Annotated in this window: 18 protein-coding genes; 4 read left to right on the top strand and 14 right to left on the bottom strand. The window is 32.6% G+C overall.

What is annotated here, in order from left to right:
* Positions 1-49 precede the first annotated feature (49 nt).
* Both hutI and hutH read right to left on the bottom strand, forming a co-directional pair.
* A complete protein-coding gene (gene hutI / locus U0D62_RS11965) occupies positions 50-1,300 on the bottom strand; it encodes an imidazolonepropionase (RefSeq protein ID WP_322287525.1) in 1,251 nt (416 codons plus the stop codon).
* Between the two features lie 46 nt (positions 1,301-1,346).
* Positions 1,347-2,927, bottom strand: a complete 1,581-nt coding sequence (gene hutH, locus U0D62_RS11960) for a histidine ammonia-lyase (RefSeq protein WP_322287524.1) — start codon at positions 2,925-2,927, stop codon at positions 1,347-1,349.
* A gap of 103 nt (positions 2,928-3,030) precedes the next feature.
* Here hutH and U0D62_RS11955 point away from each other — a divergent pair, with 103 nt between their 5' ends.
* Positions 3,031-3,909, top strand: a complete 879-nt coding sequence (locus U0D62_RS11955) for a LysR family transcriptional regulator (protein WP_322287523.1) — start codon at positions 3,031-3,033, stop codon at positions 3,907-3,909.
* Between the two features lie 66 nt (positions 3,910-3,975).
* Here U0D62_RS11955 and U0D62_RS11950 read toward each other — a convergent pair whose 3' ends face one another.
* From U0D62_RS11950 to U0D62_RS11925, 6 genes are all read right to left on the bottom strand, one after another.
* Entirely contained in the window at positions 3,976-4,344 is a 369-nt protein-coding gene (locus U0D62_RS11950; protein WP_322287522.1) for a SnoaL-like domain-containing protein, read from the bottom strand.
* A 104-nt stretch (positions 4,345-4,448) separates the two neighbouring features.
* Positions 4,449-5,756: a cryptochrome/photolyase family protein gene (locus U0D62_RS11945; protein ID WP_322287521.1), complete on the bottom strand. Its 1,308-nt coding sequence runs from the start codon at positions 5,754-5,756 to the stop codon at positions 4,449-4,451.
* Complete coding sequence (locus tag U0D62_RS11940; protein ID WP_322287520.1) at positions 5,756-6,457, bottom strand: SDR family NAD(P)-dependent oxidoreductase; 702 nt, start codon at positions 6,455-6,457, stop codon at positions 5,756-5,758. The genes U0D62_RS11945 and U0D62_RS11940 overlap by 1 nt, the downstream gene beginning before the upstream one ends.
* A gap of 13 nt (positions 6,458-6,470) precedes the next feature.
* A complete protein-coding gene (locus tag U0D62_RS11935) occupies positions 6,471-6,965 on the bottom strand; it encodes an SRPBCC family protein (protein ID WP_322287519.1) in 495 nt (164 codons plus the stop codon).
* Positions 6,966-7,044: 79 nt separating this feature from the next.
* Positions 7,045-7,401 (bottom strand): hypothetical protein, encoded by a 357-nt coding sequence (locus U0D62_RS11930; protein ID WP_322287518.1) that lies wholly within the window; start codon positions 7,399-7,401, stop codon positions 7,045-7,047.
* A gap of 197 nt (positions 7,402-7,598) precedes the next feature.
* The gene (locus U0D62_RS11925; protein ID WP_322287517.1) at positions 7,599-8,258 is read right to left on the bottom strand and encodes an MIP/aquaporin family protein; all 660 of its coding nucleotides are present in this window, start codon (positions 8,256-8,258) and stop codon (positions 7,599-7,601) included.
* A 122-nt stretch (positions 8,259-8,380) separates the two neighbouring features.
* Between U0D62_RS11925 and U0D62_RS11920 the strand changes: the two genes are divergently transcribed.
* On the top strand, positions 8,381-9,223 hold the full coding sequence (locus U0D62_RS11920) for a DUF2911 domain-containing protein (protein WP_322287516.1): 843 nt from the start codon (positions 8,381-8,383) through the stop codon (positions 9,221-9,223).
* A 61-nt stretch (positions 9,224-9,284) separates the two neighbouring features.
* On the opposite strand, the gene U0D62_RS11915 is transcribed toward U0D62_RS11920, so the two are convergent.
* From U0D62_RS11915 to U0D62_RS11905, 3 genes are all read right to left on the bottom strand, one after another.
* Entirely contained in the window at positions 9,285-9,485 is a 201-nt protein-coding gene (locus U0D62_RS11915; RefSeq protein WP_322287515.1) for a helix-turn-helix transcriptional regulator, read from the bottom strand.
* On the bottom strand, positions 9,475-9,942 hold the full coding sequence (locus tag U0D62_RS11910; protein ID WP_322287514.1) for a hypothetical protein: 468 nt from the start codon (positions 9,940-9,942) through the stop codon (positions 9,475-9,477). The genes U0D62_RS11915 and U0D62_RS11910 overlap by 11 nt, the downstream gene beginning before the upstream one ends.
* Positions 9,943-10,057: 115 nt before the next feature.
* Complete coding sequence (locus U0D62_RS11905) at positions 10,058-11,038, bottom strand: Gfo/Idh/MocA family protein (RefSeq protein WP_322287513.1); 981 nt, start codon at positions 11,036-11,038, stop codon at positions 10,058-10,060.
* A gap of 218 nt (positions 11,039-11,256) precedes the next feature.
* Here U0D62_RS11905 and U0D62_RS11900 point away from each other — a divergent pair, with 218 nt between their 5' ends.
* On the top strand, positions 11,257-11,595 hold the full coding sequence (locus U0D62_RS11900; protein ID WP_322287512.1) for a hypothetical protein: 339 nt from the start codon (positions 11,257-11,259) through the stop codon (positions 11,593-11,595).
* 87 nt (positions 11,596-11,682) lie between these two features.
* Here the strand turns inward: U0D62_RS11900 and U0D62_RS11895 are convergent, their stop codons facing one another.
* The 3 genes from U0D62_RS11895 to U0D62_RS11885 form a co-directional block, all read right to left on the bottom strand.
* Entirely contained in the window at positions 11,683-13,395 is a 1,713-nt protein-coding gene (locus U0D62_RS11895; protein ID WP_322287511.1) for a sodium:solute symporter family protein, read from the bottom strand.
* Positions 13,396-13,593: 198 nt separating this feature from the next.
* Positions 13,594-16,092: a PIG-L family deacetylase gene (locus tag U0D62_RS11890; RefSeq protein ID WP_322287510.1), complete on the bottom strand. Its 2,499-nt coding sequence runs from the start codon at positions 16,090-16,092 to the stop codon at positions 13,594-13,596.
* Positions 16,093-16,241: 149 nt separating this feature from the next.
* Positions 16,242-18,413 (bottom strand): endonuclease MutS2, encoded by a 2,172-nt coding sequence (locus U0D62_RS11885; protein WP_322287509.1) that lies wholly within the window; start codon positions 18,411-18,413, stop codon positions 16,242-16,244.
* 86 nt (positions 18,414-18,499) lie between these two features.
* On the opposite strand from U0D62_RS11885, the gene U0D62_RS11880 reads away from it, so the two are divergent.
* Positions 18,500-19,165, top strand: coding sequence for a uracil-DNA glycosylase (locus U0D62_RS11880; protein ID WP_322287508.1), 666 nt, complete (start codon positions 18,500-18,502; stop codon positions 19,163-19,165).
* Position 19,166 lies beyond the last annotated feature (1 nt).

Genomic DNA, 19,166 nt, shown 5'->3' with positions numbered 1-19,166 from the left:
GTATCTCTTTTTAATTCTTATAGATATTAAAGAATTGATAACCTGTTTTTTAATATTCTGTATTGATCAAATTACCTCGTTTCCATACTTGTTTAGGAGTTAGCTTTCCCTGATGATAAAATATTTCATTAAAATTCTCAGTTTGGAAGAGGTTAAAATCTGCAAGCTTTCCTGGTAATAGGTTTCCTCTGTCTTTTAGGTTAAGTGCGGCAGCAGCTCTTATGGTTATACCTGCTAATAACTCGGCATTAGAAAGCTTTTGATAAGTCCCTAAGATACTTGCTTGTGTTAATAGATCACCCATAGGAGCAGAACCAGGGTTCCAATCACTCGCAATTGCTAACGCACCTCCAGCATCCAAAATCTTTCTGGCTGGAGTAAAATCGCATCCTAATCCTAATGATGCTCCAGGTAGTGCCACAGAAATAACATCACTTTTTGCTAACAACTGTACTTCAGAAGAGGTGCTAGCTTCAAGGTGATCTGCACTGATGGCATTAAATTTTACAGCTACTTCGCTGCCTCCTGTACTGAATTGATCTGCGTGAACCGTAATATCAAACCCGTTTTCTTTTGCGGTATTAAAATATGATTCTATATCAGAAGCTGAGAAAGCACTTTGTTCTATAAATGCATCGATTCTGTTACTTAAGCCTTCTTTCTTTAAAATAGGGAAGAGGTTATTGCTTATTTCTTGTAAATATTCTTCTTGGGTACCATCAAAATCTTTTGGTAGCATATGCGCAGCAAGACAGGTGGCAATTAGATCATTATTAGTTTTATCATTAGCTTTTTTAATTGCTCGAAGCATTTTTAGCTCTTCATCAATAGATAACCCATAACCACTTTTTACTTCGACTGTAGTAATGCCGTTTTTTAATAATTGATCAGCACGTTTTTGAGTGTTGTTTATTAATTCATCTAAGGATGCCTGGCGTGTTTTGGTTACTGTATCCCAGATACCACCACCAGCTTTTGCAATTTCCAGGTAAGACTTACCTGCATTTCTCATAGCATAATCGTTTGCTCTGGAGCCTGAAAAACAAATGTGGGTATGCGCATCAATAAAACCAGGAATTGCTACAAAATCTCCATTTAGAGATATAATCTCTGCATTGTTTTCTTTTGCTATTACCAATAAATTTGAGAATTTATCGATACTGTGGATATTTTCTCCTTCAATCAGGATACCTGCATCCTCAATGATTATAAGATCCGCATCTTTTATAGCTCCTTTTATAGCTATATCATTCATCGGGATCAATTGTTTTATGGGGCCTATAAGTTTATAGTTGCTCATGTCTGCTTTTTGTTTCGATTCGTTGTTATTAGAATGTAAAGGAGTCTTAATATACTTCGAATTCATTAGAAAATGAGGTCTCTAAGGATACGTTTTCTTGTTCCGCTATTTCTTGAGCCACTTTTATAATATTAGTGTTCTGGATCATTTTTATACCTTTTTCAATATCGTCGGCAAAGACACGGTCTTTATCTGCAAATGATACGTGTGTTCTGATCATTTTGTGTATTTCATCAAGTATAGCTCCTGATTTTAAAGGCTTTCTAAATTCAAATGCCTGGGCAGCGGTTAATAGCTCGATAGCTAATATTTTTTCTACATTTTTAATTACCCTTAATGCTTTTCTACCTCCTATAGATCCCATACTTACATGATCTTCTTGCCCTAAAGATGTAGGAATGCTATCTGCACTTGAAGGGAAACATAATCCTTTGTTTTCACTCGCTAATGCCGCTGTTGTATATTGTAAGATCATGTATCCTGAGTTGATTCCTGTATCTTCCATCAATAGTTTAGGTACTCCAGGAGAATTACCTTCTAAAGCGAGATAAATTCGTCTATCAGAAATATTGCCTATTTCTGAAGCTGCTAAACACGCATAATCAATAGCCATTGCTAGTGGTTGTCCGTGAAAACTACCACCACTAATGGTTAAATCCTCATTAATGATAATCGGATTATCGGTAACAGAATTTAATTCTACTTCTAACATTTCTTTAAGGTGTAGCCAGGCATTTCGAGATGCTCCGTGCACTTGAGGGATACATCGAAGTGAATATGGATCCTGAACACGATCACAATCAATATGATCTTCCATGATCTCAGAACCTTTAAGCAATGATTTTACTCTAGAAGCTACATGTATATTACCTTTGAATGGTCGAAGCTCATGTAATTCTTTATAAAAAGGTTTAATAGAGCCTTGTAATCCTTCAATCATCATAGCTCCTATAATATCGGCTTGAGAGAGACAACTATGTAGTTTTTCAACAACTTTTACTGCATGCGCGGCAATAAATTGAGTTCCGTTAATTAAAGCTAACCCTTCTTTAGGACCTAAATCAACTGGTTTTAATTCATGAATTTCGAATAAAGTAGCCGTACTAATTACCTGTCCTTTATACAATACTTTGCCTAATCCTATTAGTGGTAGAAATAGATGTGAAAGAGGAGCTAAATCTCCAGAAGCTCCTACAGATCCTTGACAAGGTACAATAGGAATAGCATCGTTTTCTATGTGCCATAAGATTCTGTCAAGGGTTTTTTCTGCAATACCTGAATATCCTTTAGATAAAGATTGTATTTTTAATATCAACATGAGTTTAGCAATCTCAGAGTCGATTGGATCTCCAACACCAACACTATGACTTTGTAGAATGTTACTTTGCAGGATGTTGGTTTCTTTTTTGGATATTTTTGTAGTACATAATGGCCCAAACCCCGTGTTAATGCCGTATACGGGATGTCCTTTTTCTACAATGTTTTCAACAATTTTGCGGCTTTCTTGAATTTTTTTTCGAGAAGTTTCAGAAATAATTCCTTTTGTTTCACCTCGAGCTATTCTTAAAGCTATTCCTGCTGTAAGGTGATCTTCTCCGTATGAAAAATGATGTGATATATCAGACATATGTATGTTTTTATAGTATTCTGGGTAATTTCAATTTGATGATACTAAATTAATAGTTACTTTTAATAATTGGAAATACCATTTAAATCAAGAATTAATAACTATGAGTTATCAGTTAGAACTACGGCATTTTACTTATTTTTTGGCTGTAGCCGAAGAATTACATTTTAGAAAAGCTTCAGAACGACTATTTATTTCTCAGCCGGGATTAAGTAGACAGATTAAACAAATGGAAGAGATTATTGGCGCAACTTTGTTTGTTAGGAATAAACGTAATGTTAGTCTTACAGTAGCTGGTCAATATCTTAAAAAGGAGCTGGAGTATATATTTAATCATATCGAGTTTACTGTAAAACAAACTCATTTAATTGATAAAGGAAGAGATGGAGAGGTACGTATTGGTTTTTTGGGTTCTGCAATGCAAGTAGTGATACCAGAATTATTGATAAAGTGTAATGAAGCATTCCCAAATATTCAATTTAGTTTAGAAGAGATGTCTAATTATCTTCAGGTAGAAGCAATAGAGAAGGATCAATTGGATATTGGGTTTGTGAGATTATCCAGAGTACCAAAAGGTCTGAAAATGAAAACAATACATACTGATACCTTTTCTCTGGTATTGCCTGAAGATCATCATTTAACAGAAAAAACTTTTAAAACCATAAAACAAGTATCTGAAGAAAATTTTATTTTATTTTCATCTGATTATAGTTCGTTGTATTATGATAAAATCATGAGTATTTGTGAAGATAAAGGGTTTACACCACGAGTTTCTCATAAATCTGTACATGCACAAACTATATATAAACTTGTAGAGAGTGGATTAGGAGTTGCGATTGTACCTACTTCTTTACAAGATGGATTTGATCTTGGGGTGAAGTTTCTTGAAATTCCTAAAATTAAACAAAAAGCAATGTTATCTGTAATATGGAAAGAAGATAACCGAAATCCAGCATTACATCAGATAATGAAGTTTTTGTAATCTTTATCATCAAAATCTACTTTGTTTAAACTCCCGATTTTGATGATAAAGAAATAGAATGTATGATTATTGTCCAGGCATTGCATAGAAGAATTGCTCTTCTACGATTTTTCCATTATTTACTTTGTAAACATTTACTTCTTCTATCTGCATACGACCTTGCTCTTTGAACGTACAGTCCATTTTCATTTTACAGGTAAAATGGTTTCCTGCTACAATTGGATCTGATATTTCACCGCCGTGAAATTCTTCTACCGATGCGTACCAATCTTCACTTTTTTTGATAACAGCATCTTTTCCAGAAACCACTTCATTAGGCATTCCGGGCATTTCTTTGCTTACGACATTTTGATCGTATAATTCGCTAACAGCTTGCATATTTTCTCCTAATCTGCATAGTTCTACTAAACGATTGGCTACTTCTTGTGTATTCATTGGTTTGAAGATTTAAAAAAATATTAATGTTCTAAATTAAAAAGTTCTTTTAAAATACAAAAAAGTTTAATTTACCAGATTAAAGAAATGTTATAATTTGTTTATTATAGAAGAGCTTCTTTGTAGGTTTTCAAACAACGTTCACGAGCAATTTTATGATCTATGATTGGTTGAGGATATGTAAAGTCATTAAGGTCTTTTACCCAGGTTTTGATATAGTCTAGTTTTTTATCAAATTTTGCGATTTGTGTGGTTGGGTTAAATATTCTAAAATAAGGTGCTGCATCTACACCTGATCCTGCTGCCCATTGCCAATTACCTATGTTAGCAGCCAGGTCATAATCCAATAACTTTTCGGCAAAATATGCTTCTCCCCAACGCCAATCTATTAATAAATGTTTACATAAAAAGCTAGCAACAATCATTCTAACGCGATTATGCATATATCCCGTTTGATTGAGTTGTCTCATACCTGCATCAACCAATGGATATCCAGTTTGTCCATTTTTCCATTTGTTAAACTCTTCTTCATTATTGCGCCATTGAATCCTATCATATTTTGGCCTGAATGATTTGTTCTTAGTATGTGGGTAATGCCAAAGGATTTGCATAAAAAATTCTCGCCAGATAAGTTCTGACCAAAAAACTTGATTTTCTTGCGAAATGGCAAGATTAACAATATTTCTAATACTTACAGTTCCAAAACGCAGATGAGGAGAAAGGAGGGAAGTGCCATTTGATAAACCAGGAAAATTTCTTGTAGCTTCATAATTTTGAATCAATCTTGCTGAAACATCATAATCTCGTACTTTTATAGAGGATTGAGTAAATCCTATGTCATTAAGTGTAAAAAAAACAAGGTTTTTATCCTTAATAAAGTTATGGGTGTTTCTTGTAATTGAAGAAGCCTCTAGTTGAGATTTGCTAAAAAGCTCTTTCCATTTATTTTTATATGGGGTATACACTACGTAGGGTGTACCATCAGATTTTACAATTTCATCTTTCTCAAAAATAACTTGGTCTTTAAATGTTGAGAATTCAATATTGCTTTTTGATAATATTGTTTTGATATGTATATCTCGTTCTGTAGCGTATGGTTCATAATCATGATTCGTATATACGCATTCGATTTCATATTTAGAAATCAAATGTTCAAAAACTTTTTTGGGTGTATCGTAGAATAAAGCTAAAGAGCTATTATACTTAGCTTGTAATTCTGTTTTTATTTTATGTAATCTTTCATAAATGAAAGAAACTCTGGGATCATCTTTGGGCAAATGATCGAGAATGTTTTTATCAAAGATAAAAATTGGTAATACGGGATTACTACCCTTTAAGGCTTCTGATAATCCAGTATTATCTTCTAATCTAAGATCACGTCGAAACCAGAAGATAGAAACTTTATCCTTCATTATTGATTGACTTGTAAAGTAGACATTCCTCCATCTACACCAATAACTTGCCCAGTAATCCAACTACTATCATCACTTAATAAAAATTTGGCAATGTTTGCAATGTCTTCAGCTTGCCCTACACGTTTCAAAGGATGACGGTTATTCATTAACTCTTTCTTTTTGTCATTACTTAATAAACGTTTTGCTAATGAGGTTTCAGTTAAAGATGGAGCGATTACATTTACTCTAAAATGTGGTGCATATTCTGCGGCTAGCGCTTTAGCGAATCCTTCTATAGCTCCTTTTGCGGCTGCAATACTTGTGTGAAAAGGCATTCCAATTTTTACTGCTACAGTGCTAAAGAAAACTAAGCTAGCTTGATCAGAGTTTTGTAACTTGGGTAATAATACGTGGATTATACGTACCAAAAACATAAAGTTTATCTGCATATCTTCTTCAAAAGTTTGTGGATCTAAACTTTTAAAAGGTTTTAAATTAATACTACCCGGACAGTATATAAAACCATCTATTTTTTCAGGAAGAAGAGAAATATCGATCTCATCTTTTGATGCATCATATGGGATGTGGGTTACTTCAAGATTACCAAGATTCTCGCAGGTTCTAGAAGCAATAAAAATATTATGCTGATCATATAGTTTAAGTGCAATTTCAAACCCAATTCCGTGACTACCACCAATAAGTAAAATGTTTTTGCGCATTGTATTTATAATGTTATATAAATGAAATTTGATTATTAGTTTTTGGTTCTAATTCACCATATATTTCGATTAATTTCTTTTTGCGATATTCAAAAATTTCTTTCAATTTTGGCTTTACAAGAAAAGGATGCATTAATTGACCAAGTATACCAAAAGGGATTTTATAATCGATAACATCTTCCATTTCAACGCCACCAGGTACTTCTTTTAAAAAATGTTTATGATGCCATAATGAATAAGGACCAAAACGTTGTTCGTCAACAAAGTACTCTTTATCCTTTACATGAGTGATTTCTGTTACCCATTTGTTTTTGATACCAGCAATAGGAGTTACTATGTATTGAATGATCTGACCTGGATACATGGTTCGATCTGCACCAGATATAATATTAAACCTCATATAACTGGGAGTAATCGTTTTTAGGTTTTTTGGATCAGAAAGAAACTCCCAGGCTTCATCGAGAGTTATTGGGAGGTTTTGCTTAGCAATTAGTGTGTATATTCTCATATAATATAAAAATGAACACTAAAATACTAATATTTTGTTTAACTTATGTGGTAAAATGATTAAACAAAATAAATATTATTTAAAAATAACCTTCAGCCCAAGATTTTGCTCCTTCTAAATTATTAAAAAATGCAAATGATTTACCGTAGAGTGGTTGCTCCATAATAGCTTTATCACGTTCTTCATCACTACTAGAAACAATAGCTAGCCCTTTCATGTTTGGTAATTGTCCTTGCTTATAAATATCTATAGAAACGTCATGTTTATATTTTCGATAACTTATCATTACAAAATCCTTTGATTTGTAATAATCTCGAAGTTTATCTCTAAGGATTGTAGCTTTTTCTAAAGTGAAGTTTACATTTTCATTTATTATAAGAATCGTATAACGATCATATAATTCCATTTGGCAAAATTCATTCGAGTAGGGCTCCATCTAAATCACATTAAATACTTTTATAAAGATATGTTAAATTAGACTAATTTTCCAAGTATAGTAGGCAAAAGAAATGGTTTGTTGAAAAAACAATAACTACACAATAAACATTTTAAATGCCGAAAGAGTTTAAAATTTAATAGTTAAAAAACTTTATAAAATTGATGTTTAAATATAGGATGTTGATAATGTGTTGTTTAACAATCATCACAACAATTATCTGGTTTTACTAATTTGCAAGTTAATACAGCGAGTATTGCTCCAAGTACAGGTGCTATAAAGTATAGCCATTGATGTTCCCAATGACCAGAAAGTAATGCTGGACCTAAAGATCTGGCTGGATTCATAGAGGCTTTGGTCATAGGACCTGCAAACATAGCTTCTAACAATACAACACCACCTATTGCAATTCCGGCCATAGTACCGATTTCTTTTGAACCTGTAGAAACATTAATAATAACAACCATAAGGAAATATGTAAGAAGCAGTTCTAAAATAAAAGCTTTAAAACTATCAAGTGCAGGTATTGTAGCTCCAAGATATTCACTTTCAGGAAATAAAAAGAGTAATACACTACTGGCAGCAATTGCTCCAATACATTGAGCTAGAATATATTTTGGTACTTCTTTCCATTCAAATTTTTTAGCATATGCAAAAGCAATAGTAACGGCTGGATTAAAATGTGCTCCGGATATTTCTCCAAATGCATAGATCATAGCCATAACAATTAATCCCCAAGTAATAGCAACTCCAACGTGGGTAATGTCTCCTCCGGTGACTTCGTTAATTGTCATTGCTCCTGTACCACAGAATATTAGACTAAATGTTCCTATGCTTTCTGATATATATGTTCTCATGATCACTATAAAATATGGGCAAATATACCATTCCTTATTTTAAGTTTTTGTTAACTCTAAATGCATGTGTATTCATTATTTTCGTTGTACATAAATTAAAATCACTAACTAAATTTAATACGATGAAAAAGATTATCTTATTTCTTTCTGTAGCTTTATTCTCTTTTGGAATTGAAGCTCAGGTAAAAACCCCACAACCTAGTCCATCATCAAAGATTGAACAGGTTATTGGATTGACAGACGTGACTGTAGAATATTCCAGACCTAGTGCACGAGGAAGAGCAATTTTTGGAAACCTTGTTCCTTATGATAAACTATGGAGAACCGGAGCGAACAAGAATACACAAATAACTTTTAGCGATGATGTAAAAATAGGAGGTACCGAACTTAAAAAAGGTAGTTATGCAATTTTTACGAAACCAGGAAAAGCTAATTGGGAAGTAATTTTTTATAGTGATACCAATAATTGGGGTACTCCTCAAAAATGGGATGACAGTAAAGTTGCTGCTAAAACTACAGTTAAAGCAAATGAACTACCATTTAATGTAGAGACTTTTACTATTATGTTCAGTGATTTTAAACTGGATGGAGCAACAATGAATATTGTTTGGGCAAATACTGAAGCTGCAGTTAAAATTGATGTACCTACAAAGAAAAAAGCTACTGCTAGTATAGAACAAGTTATGGCTGGGCCATCCGCTGGAGATCACTATCAAGCTGCTGTGTTTTTTAAAGACGTAGAAGAATATGCAAAAGCAAAACAACATATTGATAAAGCAATATCACTACGTAAAGAGCCTGCATTTTGGTACCATAGACAGCAATCTTTGATCTATGCAAAAAATGGAGATAAGCCTGGTGCAATAAAAGCAGCAAAAACTTCGTTAGAATTAGCAGAAAAGGCAGGTAATGCTGACTACGTAAAATTGAATAAAGATTCCCTTGCAGAGTGGGGAGCTAAATAATCACTCTTTTTCACACACAAATTATTAAGAAGCGTCTGCTATAGCAGACGCTTTTTTGTTTTTAATCATTCTCTTCTAAAAAGAAAATCTCTTCAACAGGTTTTTTAAACAATTTAGAAATCTTTAAAGCCAATACGGTAGATGGCACATATTTATTCTTTTCCATCGCATTAATGGTTTGTCTACTTACTCCAATTTTTATTGCCAAATCTGCTTGGGTCAGCTCATGAATTGCTCTTTCAATTTTTATCTTATTCTTCATGGCTATTTTTTTTATAAATCACATAATTAAAACGCAGTACAAATATGATTAATGGAGTAAACATATTAAAAACTAATACATTAAAATATTGGATATCATAAATGAAAATTGTTGCAAATAAGAGAATAAGATAATTTACCAATATTGCCCATACAAATGAGTCTAATCTTATTTGGGTAATAAATTCATCCTCAATCTTTTCTTTTGATAAACTTACTAAAAGACCTCCAATGATTATCATAAGAGTTATCAGTTCATCGACAATACTGTTTTCTAAGATACGAATGACTCCATCTTCGCTACCAAAAAAAGTATTCTTATGAAATAGAGAAATCACTTTTGTAGTTAATAAATCTGATTCAAAATCATCTATTAGATGTATAACTCCTAAAATGATTCCGATAATAAATAAAAACCAACCTGGTTTTTTGAATTTGTTTGATAATAGATATTTCATCTTGTTCGATTTTTGATTAACAATCCAAATGTATTAAATTTTTTACTAAAAGTAAAATAAACTTTACATTTTGTAATGTAAAATTGTCTAAATCCATTTTGGTATTTATTTTTAGTTACGTGTAATGTAACCCGATTTTGTTTCGAACGGTATCTAATAATTGAATCAACTGAAGACTTTTTTCAAAAGTCATAATGGTACTTTCAGTTTTATCATTAAGTAACATTTCCTGGGCATGAATGGCTTCAAAACTATACCCATTTGTCAGTACTTCGAAGTGAATAGTTTCTGATATACCATCTTTTTGAATTGTAATGGAGGAGGGTTCATGAAAACGACTATGAATATAAATACTTCCCTTATCAAATTGAATATTAGCGGTAGTAGTAGTTTCTTCATCGATGGCACTAAACAAAGATGCTTGAACTCCATTTTTATATTGTAGTGCCATAGTGCAGTTTTCATCAACACCGGTTTTTCCTATATGAGCTTTTGCTTCAATTTCTTCTGGGTAGCCTAAAATACTTAGCGCTGCAAAAAGAGGATATATCCCTACGTCTAGTAAACTTCCGCCTCCTAGTTTTTTGTTGAATACTCTACTTGTTGCATCAAAATCTGAAGCAAAACCAAAATCAGCTTTTAAACTTTTTACTTCACCTAGTTCTTTTGATGCGATAACATTTAGAACATATTGATAATGGGGAAGAAAATAAGTCCAAAGTGCTTCCATCAAAAATACATTCTTGTTTTTTGCTAAAACTATCATTTCTTCTACCTGTTTAATATTCATGGCAAAAGGCTTTTCACATAAAACGGCTTTGCTATGATGAAGGCACATCATGGTGTTTTCAAAATGGAATACGTGTGGAGTAGCAATGTATATAATATCTATATTTTTATCTTGAGCTAATTCTTGATAAGAACCATAAAAAACTACACTATTATATGCTTTCCCAAAATTTTTTGCTTTTTGAAGATTACGACTGGCTGTAGCATATATAATTGCATTAGGGATTGACATTAAGTCTTTTGCAAATTTATGCGCTATTTTACCGCATCCCAATATTCCCCATTTTACATTTTTATCCTGATTCATAATTTTTTATTGATCAAATCAAAAATAGTTAAAAGCTTAAATTTATAATACATTCTATTTTAGAGAAATTTGTACTGATTATTTTTTTGTCATAATGACAATAATTACCCCAATTTATTGATATACAGATAAATATTTCTAAGCAATTGATCTAGTATTTGATGTTTTGGGGATAATTCCCTATATTTATTTTACTCGCTAATTAAAACCTCACTGTAATGAAAAACATTAGTACCCCTTCAAAGACTTCGTTAAACAGAGAACCTCATTATTTAAAACTAAGTCTTATGGATAGCGAACTTTCTAGAATGTTATCCAGATTACACTCATATCGTTGTGCTCCCTGTACTTCTGATATGTATGAACAGTTTTTAGAACTAGATGATTATGGTCGTTTGCTCAAAAAAACCATTGATAAAACTTTAAATACCGTTCAAAACCCTGTGATATTCTCCAAGAGTATTGGTGATAATGAGATCGTTGATGTTATTAAGAAATATCATATATTTCAAAAGAATCTTTCTTTATATCTAAAAGAAGCAATAGTACATCATTAGTATTATAATTGTAATACATTAATTAGTACATCGCCTTTTCTATTTCTTAGCTAAAGGTCAATATCAGGCGTGTTTTTTTTTAATTCTTTATGCTGTTAATCCTTCTTGTTCTGGGCTTTGATTATTTGGAGTAACTCCTTGAAGAAGTATAGCTAAGAACATAACAATACCACATCCTAAAGCATTTAACCAAAGAAAAGGAAGCCAATCTTGCCACCATACAAAAATGATAACTACTTGAGTGATAATAGCAGCAATAAACGTAGCATTGCTTTTTACAAATTTGACAAAAAAGGCGAGTAAGAAAATACCTAGAACATTGCCATAAAATACGGAACCAATAATATTAACTAATTGTATTAAGTTGTCAAATAAGTTGGCAAAGCAGGCCACAAAAATAGCTAATAGTCCCCATAATAAAGTAAAAAGCATTGTAATTAATACATAGTGTTTTTCGCTCTTTTCTCCTTTTATATTGGGTTTATATAGATCAATTGCTGTAGTTGAGGCTAATGCATTTAGCTCTGAAGCGGTAGAAGACATTGCTGCTGATAATATTACTGCTAGTAATAAACCAACTAATCCTTTAGGTAGATTATTGAGGATAAAATGAATAAAAACATAGTCCTTATCATTAGTTTCAATTTCGGGATTAGCTTTAGTTATAAGAGCCTTAGCAGCTTCACGTGTTTCTGTTTCTTCTGTATTAAGTTTCTTGATATAATTTTTAGCATCAGATTTCCTTATGCTTTCTGCTTCTTTGGCAGAAATATGATTATTTATAAAATCTTCTTTCTCCTGTTGAATCTCAGTTAGTTTATTCTCTAATTCTGTATACTCCTGTTGATATGCTGAAGAACTTATGGCTTCTTTTGCTGCGGGGTTAAAGTTTAAAGGAGCATTGTTAAACTGATAAAAAACAAATACCATTATACCTACCAGTAGAATAAAAAATTGCATAGGTACTTTTAGTAAACCATTGAACAAAAGACCCCATTGACTTTCTTTTAAAGATTTTCCTGAAAGGTAACGTTGTACCTGGCTTTGATCTGTACCGAAATAGGAGAGGGCAAGAAAAGTTCCTCCAATGATTCCTGTCCAGAATGTATATCTGTTGTTTAGGTTAAAAGAGAAATCAAGAACCTCCATTTTACCACTAGCACCTGCAATATCTAATGCTTTAGAAAAAGTAATTCCGTCTGGTAAATAATATAAGATGATAAAAAAGGCGACGAACATTCCAAAAAATATAATCCCCATTTGATACTTCTGAGTAACACTCACAGCTTTTGTACCACCCGAAACAGTATATATGATAACTAGTAAACCAATGATTATATTGAGTATAGTAAGATTCCAGCCCAATACTGCAGATAGAATAATAGAAGGAGCAAATATTGTAATCCCTGCTGCTAAACTCCTTTGAATTAGAAAGAAAATTGCGGTAAGTGTTCTTGTTTTTCGATCAAATCTACTTTCGAGATATTCATAGGCAGTATATACGTTTAATTTATGATATAACGGTATAAATACTGTACATATAATCACCATTGCTAGTGGAACTCCAATATAGAATTGAACAAATCCCATTCCGCTATGAAATGCTTGTCCTGGTGTAGAAAGAAATGTGATCGCACTGGCTTGCGTGGCCATAACGGATAATCCAATTGTCCACCATTTTGCTTCATTACCTCCACGAATGTAGTCTTTTACGGTAGAGCTACCTCTTGTTTTCCAGGCACCGTATAAAACGATGAATAATAAAGTTCCGGCTAGTACTATCCAGTCTATAAATTGCATATGCTAATTAATCAAATGGTTAATGAATAATGAGATAATGAAAATGATATTATCATGAATATGCATTGGTGATTAAGTAGAATATCAAAATATAAATTGCATTAACAATAAGTAAAGCAGTATATATTTTTTTCCAAACAATTTTTCCACTAGGTCCGTTCATATTCTTATTGGTGTTGTTTTGTTCTTTTGTATTTGCTATTTCCCTAAGGATAGCATATTGGCAAATAGACGATAAGCTCCGGGAACTCCTGCAGGAAATTCTCTAAAGAAACTTAATCCAGTATATACATAATACCCTTTGCCATATTTTGCCACTAGTAATGGTCCTTTCTTTTCGGATTCTCCTTTATCATTAGATGCTAGAATAGGGATGTATTCTTTTGACCATTCATTAGGGAAATATAATCCACGTTCTTGAACCCATCCCTTAAAATCAGCTTCTGTAATTTTATTTGGCGAATTTAAAACCAGGTGCTCTGGAGAAAGAAAAGTTATTTCTGCATTTTCATCTGTAACTCGATCTCTCGATAGCTTTATAGGATATGGACCTAAATCTTCCTTAACTTTTAAACGGTGACTAGTATTGTATTGAACGATGAGATTACCACCATTTTCTACATATTTTAAAAGATACTGCTGTTTGAATTTTAATTCTTCAACGGTATTATAAGCTCTAATACCTACGACAATCGCGTCAAAAGATTGTAGCTTTTCTAGTGTAATAGATTCAGGATCTAATAAAGTTACCTGATATCCTATTTGTCGTAAACTTTCTGGAACAACATCTCCTGCGCCTTCAATATATCCAATGTTTTGACCTTTCTTTTTAATATCCAATCGTACAACCTTGGTTTCTGAAGGTAGTATTACTGTTTGAAAAGGAATGTGATCATAATCTATTGTTACAACGTCTGTTGAATAAGTATTTCCGTTTACGTTAAGCTTTGGAATGATATATCCTTCACTCTGATTTTTTGGAGCGGTAAGTGTAAATACAATTGTTTTTTCTTCTCCTTTTTGTGATAATTTAAAATCTATATTTTTTGGGGATACCTGCCAACCTTCAGGATGTGATAAAGAAGCGGTACCGCTTATTCCAGGTTTGCCAGCTTTTATAGTCACAGGAATTTGCTTAGATGGGCCATTTGCAAAAATGATCACTTTATCTTTTATCCTAGCTGAAACTTCAGGAATAATTTCAAATGGCTTGTATATTTCACCTTTTACTGGGTCATTAGTTTTATAAACAGCATTTTTGATGTAAGGTATAGTTACTCCTTCGATATCTATTGTAAAGGTTGCACTTAAGCTATGATCAGTTTCAGGTTTACCAATCATTTGTCGATCACTAACGTCATACATTCCTAAAGTACCTTTTTTATTAAGCCAGTAGGCATTAGTGTATTCATAATTAGCAGGAATTGATCCTTTAAATTCAAAGTTGTTTCTGATATTATTTATAAGACCTTTTTCTGAGACATCGTTTATACCAATAGCATCAATTGAGATAGACTTTAAAGTCATATTACACTCGCTTCGGTTAATAGCTTCAAGTCTTAGATTGATCTCACTTCCTTTGGTAGTATTTGGTTCAGTTACCACAGCTTCAAGATAAAGACCAGAAGCGGCAGCAATAATATTTTTAATTTCTCTGGATTTAATTTCTTTCCAATGTTTATCTTCTAATAGCTGAATTAATTGATACGCCTTTACTAATTGAGGGATAGAGCTAGAAGGTTTTCTGAAATCAAAATCCTTTTCTACCTGATATAAAATATCTCCAATAGCTTTTCCTCCTTTTACTCTGTTCCAGGAAGTGTCAATCCCTTCAAAAATATTGATTTTATCTTTTGGTAATTCTCCTTTTATTAACTCAATGTATTCAGTTTGTGCTCCTCTGGTACCTGTACTCCCAAATCCTTGAGACTTATGTTGACTACGACTTAATGATGCTATTTCTGTATTAGAAAGTCCAGAAGAAGGATAATATACTCCTGTTTCTAGCTCAAGAATGTTAGTTTTGTCTGCTTTTTCAAAGTTTTCTCTACTACCATAAAACCACCAGGAAGTATTAAAGAATAATCTTTTGGGTTGCCAGGTATCAACATATTTTAGTTGATCTTGATATACTGTTTTATCATTTGTTAGATCGAATGCTTCTATACTCAACATGGCAGAAGAGGTGTGATGTCCATGTGTAGTACCTGGAGTTCTGTGATTAAAGCGATTGATAATTACATCAGGCTGAAACTTACGTATTGCCCATACTACATCACTAAGTACTTCTTTTTTATTCCAAATACTTAAAGTTTCATCAGGATGTTTAGAATACCCAAAATCATTTGCTCTAGTAAAAAATTGTTCTCCACCATCTGTTCTTCGCGCAGCTAGTAGCTCTTGGGTACGAATAACACCTAATAATTCTCGTATTTCTGGTCCAATAAGATTTTGCCCACCATCACCACGAGTTAAAGAAAGATATGCGGTTCTCGCTTTTACTTGATTAGACATATATGAAATAAGTCTTGTGTTTTCATCATCAGGATGCGCTGCCACATATAATACAGAACCTAAAAAATTAAGTTTTTTAATAGATTCGTGGATTTCTGCTGCGTTCGGTTTCTTTGGTTTTTGCGCATTCGTTGTAAATGGCAATAGGATACAGATACTAACGATGAGAAGTAATTGTCGCATAATATTGGGTGCAATTTTTAATGGAATTTCGTCAAATATATAAAGATATAACTCTCAGAATTATGGTTTAAGGATACTTTAACAGGAATGATATGGCTACATTCTTGATATAAAAATTAGAATTAAGAGTTAACGTATAAAGCTAGTAATTACTTGGAACGCTCAACAAACTCAAGCTGGTCGACTGCAACATTTGTAGTAAAAATTCCATAGTTAACAACAGCTTTTCCTTTTTCTAAATTATCAATAGTACCAACAGATTTTCCGTCTATCATTCTAACACGATCCCCAATCTTTAATATTTTTTTTGGTTTTTGCTCTATAATTTTTTCTTCTCGCTTTTTCTCTTCTTTTTTCTTCTCTCGTATTACTTCAACTTTTTTCTCTACTTCTTTTACAATTCTTTGCTCTTTAGCTTTTGCTGCTTTACGTTTCTTAACGGGTTCTTTTTTGCGTTTAGAGTTTTCTACCTCAACAATTTTCAAGAATTCATTAATAAGATCTCGTTTCTTCTTATTGTTAAAATATTTTTCACTCAGATCATCTATTTTTTGTCCTAGATAAATCATACGTTGATTACTGTCATATAATTCCTGATAGCTCTCAAGCTTTTGCTGTATACGTTGATTCGTCTTTTCAAGACGTTCTTTTTCTTCTTCAGCTCTTTGCTCTTTGGTTTTAAGAGATGAAGTAGTTTTTTGAAGCTTAGACCTTTCTTTCTGGAGGTTGGCTATACTTTTATCAAAACGTATTTTGCCGCGTTCTACTTTTTTCTTGGCTTTGTTAATCAAACTATAAGGAATCCCGTTTTTTTGTGCTACTTCAAAAGTAAAAGAACTTCCTGCTTCTCCTAAGTAGAGTTTAAATAAGGGTTCTAGTGTTCTGGAATCAAACAACATGTTTGCATTGGTCATATTTGGAAGCTCATTTGCCAACATCTTTAAATTAGCATAATGAGTTGTGATGATTCCAAAAGATTCTCGATCGTAGAATACTTCAAGAAAAGCTTCGGCTAGGGCACCTCCAAGTTCGGGATCACTACCAGTGCCAAACTCATCTATAAGAAAGAGCGTTTTGCTATTACATTTTCGCAAAAAGTAATTCATGTTTTTAAGACGATAACTATACGTACTTAAATGATTTTCTATAGACTGGTTATCTCCGATATCTGTAAGAATAACGTCAAAAAGGCACATTCTACTGTACTCGTGTACAGGTATTAACATACCACTTTGTAACATTATCTGAAGTAAACCAATTGTTTTTAGAGTAATACTTTTACCTCCTGCATTGGGTCCAGAAATAACAATGATTCTATTATTTTGATTTAAAGAAATTGTTTGCGGATGTGTTTTTTCTCCTTTGGCTTTATTATTAAGATAAAGGAGAGGATGGTAAGCATCTTTAAGAGTAAGTTCTCGATCTTCAGAAATTTTTGGTAACGTAGCATTTAACTTCTCTGCATATTTTGTTTTTGCCGAAACGACATCAATATCACTCAGGTATTCTTGATATTGCTGTAGTAGTTCTATAAATGGGCGTAATTGATCAGTCAGCTGTTTAAGAATCTTTACAATTTCTTCACGTTCTTCATACTGTAAGTTACTTAGCTCTCTACTAAATTGTAATGTAGCTTCGGGTTCAATATAAACAATACTACCGGTTTTAGAGTTGCCCATAATTGCTCCTTTAACCTTTCTTCGATACATAGCTTTTACAGCTAGAACTCTTCGGTTATCAACAACACTTTCTTTGATTTCGTCTAGGTATCCCAGGCTATTGTATCTGGTTAAATCTTTACCAAAACTTCCATTTAATTTTCCTTGAATAAAGTTGATCTCCTTTCTTAGGTTACTAAGAGTAGGAGAGGCGTTATCTTTAATCTCACCAAACTTGTCTACGACGGCATCAATAAGATTAATTACTTCGTTAGTCAATCGTATTTGAGAAGAAGTTTGATGGAGAACAGGGTATAGCTCGGTATTTTTTCTAAAGAAGACTAATAGTTCATTAGTAGTTAAACTGATTGAAACTAATCGTTTTAAATTTGAAGCTTCTAGAAAAGTGTTTTCAATATTTAATAATTGAATTTCTCTGTCAATGTTGTCGAAACCATGGTTAGGAATTCGAGTGTCATTAAAATACGAAGATTTGTATTCGGCTACCTGTTGTAGTGCGACGTTAAGATGTTCTTTGGTGCTAAAAGGAACAATTTGTAATGCTTTTGATTTACCATAATCTGTATTACAGAATTCTGCAATATGATTTAATATAGTATCAAATTCTAAGTCATCAAGAGTTTTTTGAGAAATGCGGATCATACTTTTTTTTACCCTTTTTTTGGGTTATATTTCACTTTTTGCAACGAGGCAAAAGTACATAATTGCTATATTTTTTTACTAAGTGTATGAATGTAAATATCGAATCAGGTTGGAAACAGCAACTTACAGAAGAATTTAACAAACCTTACTTTACCCAATTGACGGATTTTGTAAAGGTAGAATATAAAACTCAAAAATGTTTCCCTAAAGGTTCTGAGATTTTTTCGGCTTTTGATTATTGTAATTTTGATGATGTTAAAGTCGTTATTATCGGACAAGATCCTTATCATGGTGTTGGACAAGCCAATGGTTTATGTTTTTCTGTTAATGATGGAATTGATATGCCTCCATCACTGATAAATATTTTCAAAGAGATCGAATCTGATATTGGTAATCCTTTTCCTTCAAACGGAAATTTGCAACGATGGGCCAAGCAAGGAGTTTTATTATTAAACGCAACACTTACTGTAAGAGCGCATCAGGCAGGATCACATCAAAAAAAAGGTTGGGAACATTTTACAGATGCTGTAATTCAAACTATCTCAAATAAAAAGGAAAATGTTGTTTTTTTGCTTTGGGGAGGTTACGCAAAGAAAAAAGGTGCAAAGATTAACAGTTCAAAACACTGTGTACTAACTAGCGGTCATCCATCACCATTAAGCGCAAATAGAGGGTATTGGTTCGGGAATAAGCATTTTAGCAAAGCCAATGCATATCTCAAAGAAACTAACCAGATATTAATAGACTGGTAGT

It is taken from the genome of Aquimarina callyspongiae (assembly GCF_034322225.1).
GTDB lineage: Bacteria > Bacteroidota > Bacteroidia > Flavobacteriales > Flavobacteriaceae > Aquimarina.
Note: the sequence above shows the minus strand (reverse complement) of the source record. Positions and strands in the feature narration are given on the sequence as shown.

Bases quoted from the DNA above. Each gene is read 5' to 3' on its own strand.
- U0D62_RS11940 (WP_322287520.1), bottom strand. From the start codon at position 6,457: ATGCGCAAAAACATTTTACTTATTGGTGGTAGTCACGGAATTGGGTTT.
- U0D62_RS11905 (WP_322287513.1), bottom strand. From the start codon at position 11,038: ATGAATCAGGATAAAAATGTAAAATGGGGAATATTGGGATGCGGTAAA.
- hutH (WP_322287524.1), bottom strand. From the start codon at position 2,927: ATGTCTGATATATCACATCATTTTTCATACGGAGAAGATCACCTTACA.
- U0D62_RS11895 (WP_322287511.1), bottom strand. From the start codon at position 13,395: ATGCAATTTATAGACTGGATAGTACTAGCCGGAACTTTATTATTCATC.
- U0D62_RS11890 (WP_322287510.1), bottom strand. From the start codon at position 16,092: ATGCGACAATTACTTCTCATCGTTAGTATCTGTATCCTATTGCCATTT.
- U0D62_RS11955 (WP_322287523.1), top strand. From the start codon at position 3,031: ATGAGTTATCAGTTAGAACTACGGCATTTTACTTATTTTTTGGCTGTA.
- U0D62_RS11880 (WP_322287508.1), top strand. From the start codon at position 18,500: ATGAATGTAAATATCGAATCAGGTTGGAAACAGCAACTTACAGAAGAA.
- U0D62_RS11950 (WP_322287522.1), bottom strand. From the start codon at position 4,344: ATGAATACACAAGAAGTAGCCAATCGTTTAGTAGAACTATGCAGATTA.
- U0D62_RS11945 (WP_322287521.1), bottom strand. From the start codon at position 5,756: ATGAAGGATAAAGTTTCTATCTTCTGGTTTCGACGTGATCTTAGATTA.
- U0D62_RS11920 (WP_322287516.1), top strand. From the start codon at position 8,381: ATGAAAAAGATTATCTTATTTCTTTCTGTAGCTTTATTCTCTTTTGGA.
- U0D62_RS11925 (WP_322287517.1), bottom strand. From the start codon at position 8,258: ATGAGAACATATATATCAGAAAGCATAGGAACATTTAGTCTAATATTC.
- hutI (WP_322287525.1), bottom strand. From the start codon at position 1,300: ATGAGCAACTATAAACTTATAGGCCCCATAAAACAATTGATCCCGATG.
- U0D62_RS11935 (WP_322287519.1), bottom strand. From the start codon at position 6,965: ATGAGAATATACACACTAATTGCTAAGCAAAACCTCCCAATAACTCTC.
- U0D62_RS11885 (WP_322287509.1), bottom strand. From the start codon at position 18,413: ATGATCCGCATTTCTCAAAAAACTCTTGATGACTTAGAATTTGATACT.
- U0D62_RS11910 (WP_322287514.1), bottom strand. From the start codon at position 9,942: ATGAAATATCTATTATCAAACAAATTCAAAAAACCAGGTTGGTTTTTA.
- U0D62_RS11900 (WP_322287512.1), top strand. From the start codon at position 11,257: ATGAAAAACATTAGTACCCCTTCAAAGACTTCGTTAAACAGAGAACCT.
- U0D62_RS11915 (WP_322287515.1), bottom strand. From the start codon at position 9,485: ATGAAGAATAAGATAAAAATTGAAAGAGCAATTCATGAGCTGACCCAA.
- U0D62_RS11930 (WP_322287518.1), bottom strand. From the start codon at position 7,401: ATGGAGCCCTACTCGAATGAATTTTGCCAAATGGAATTATATGATCGT.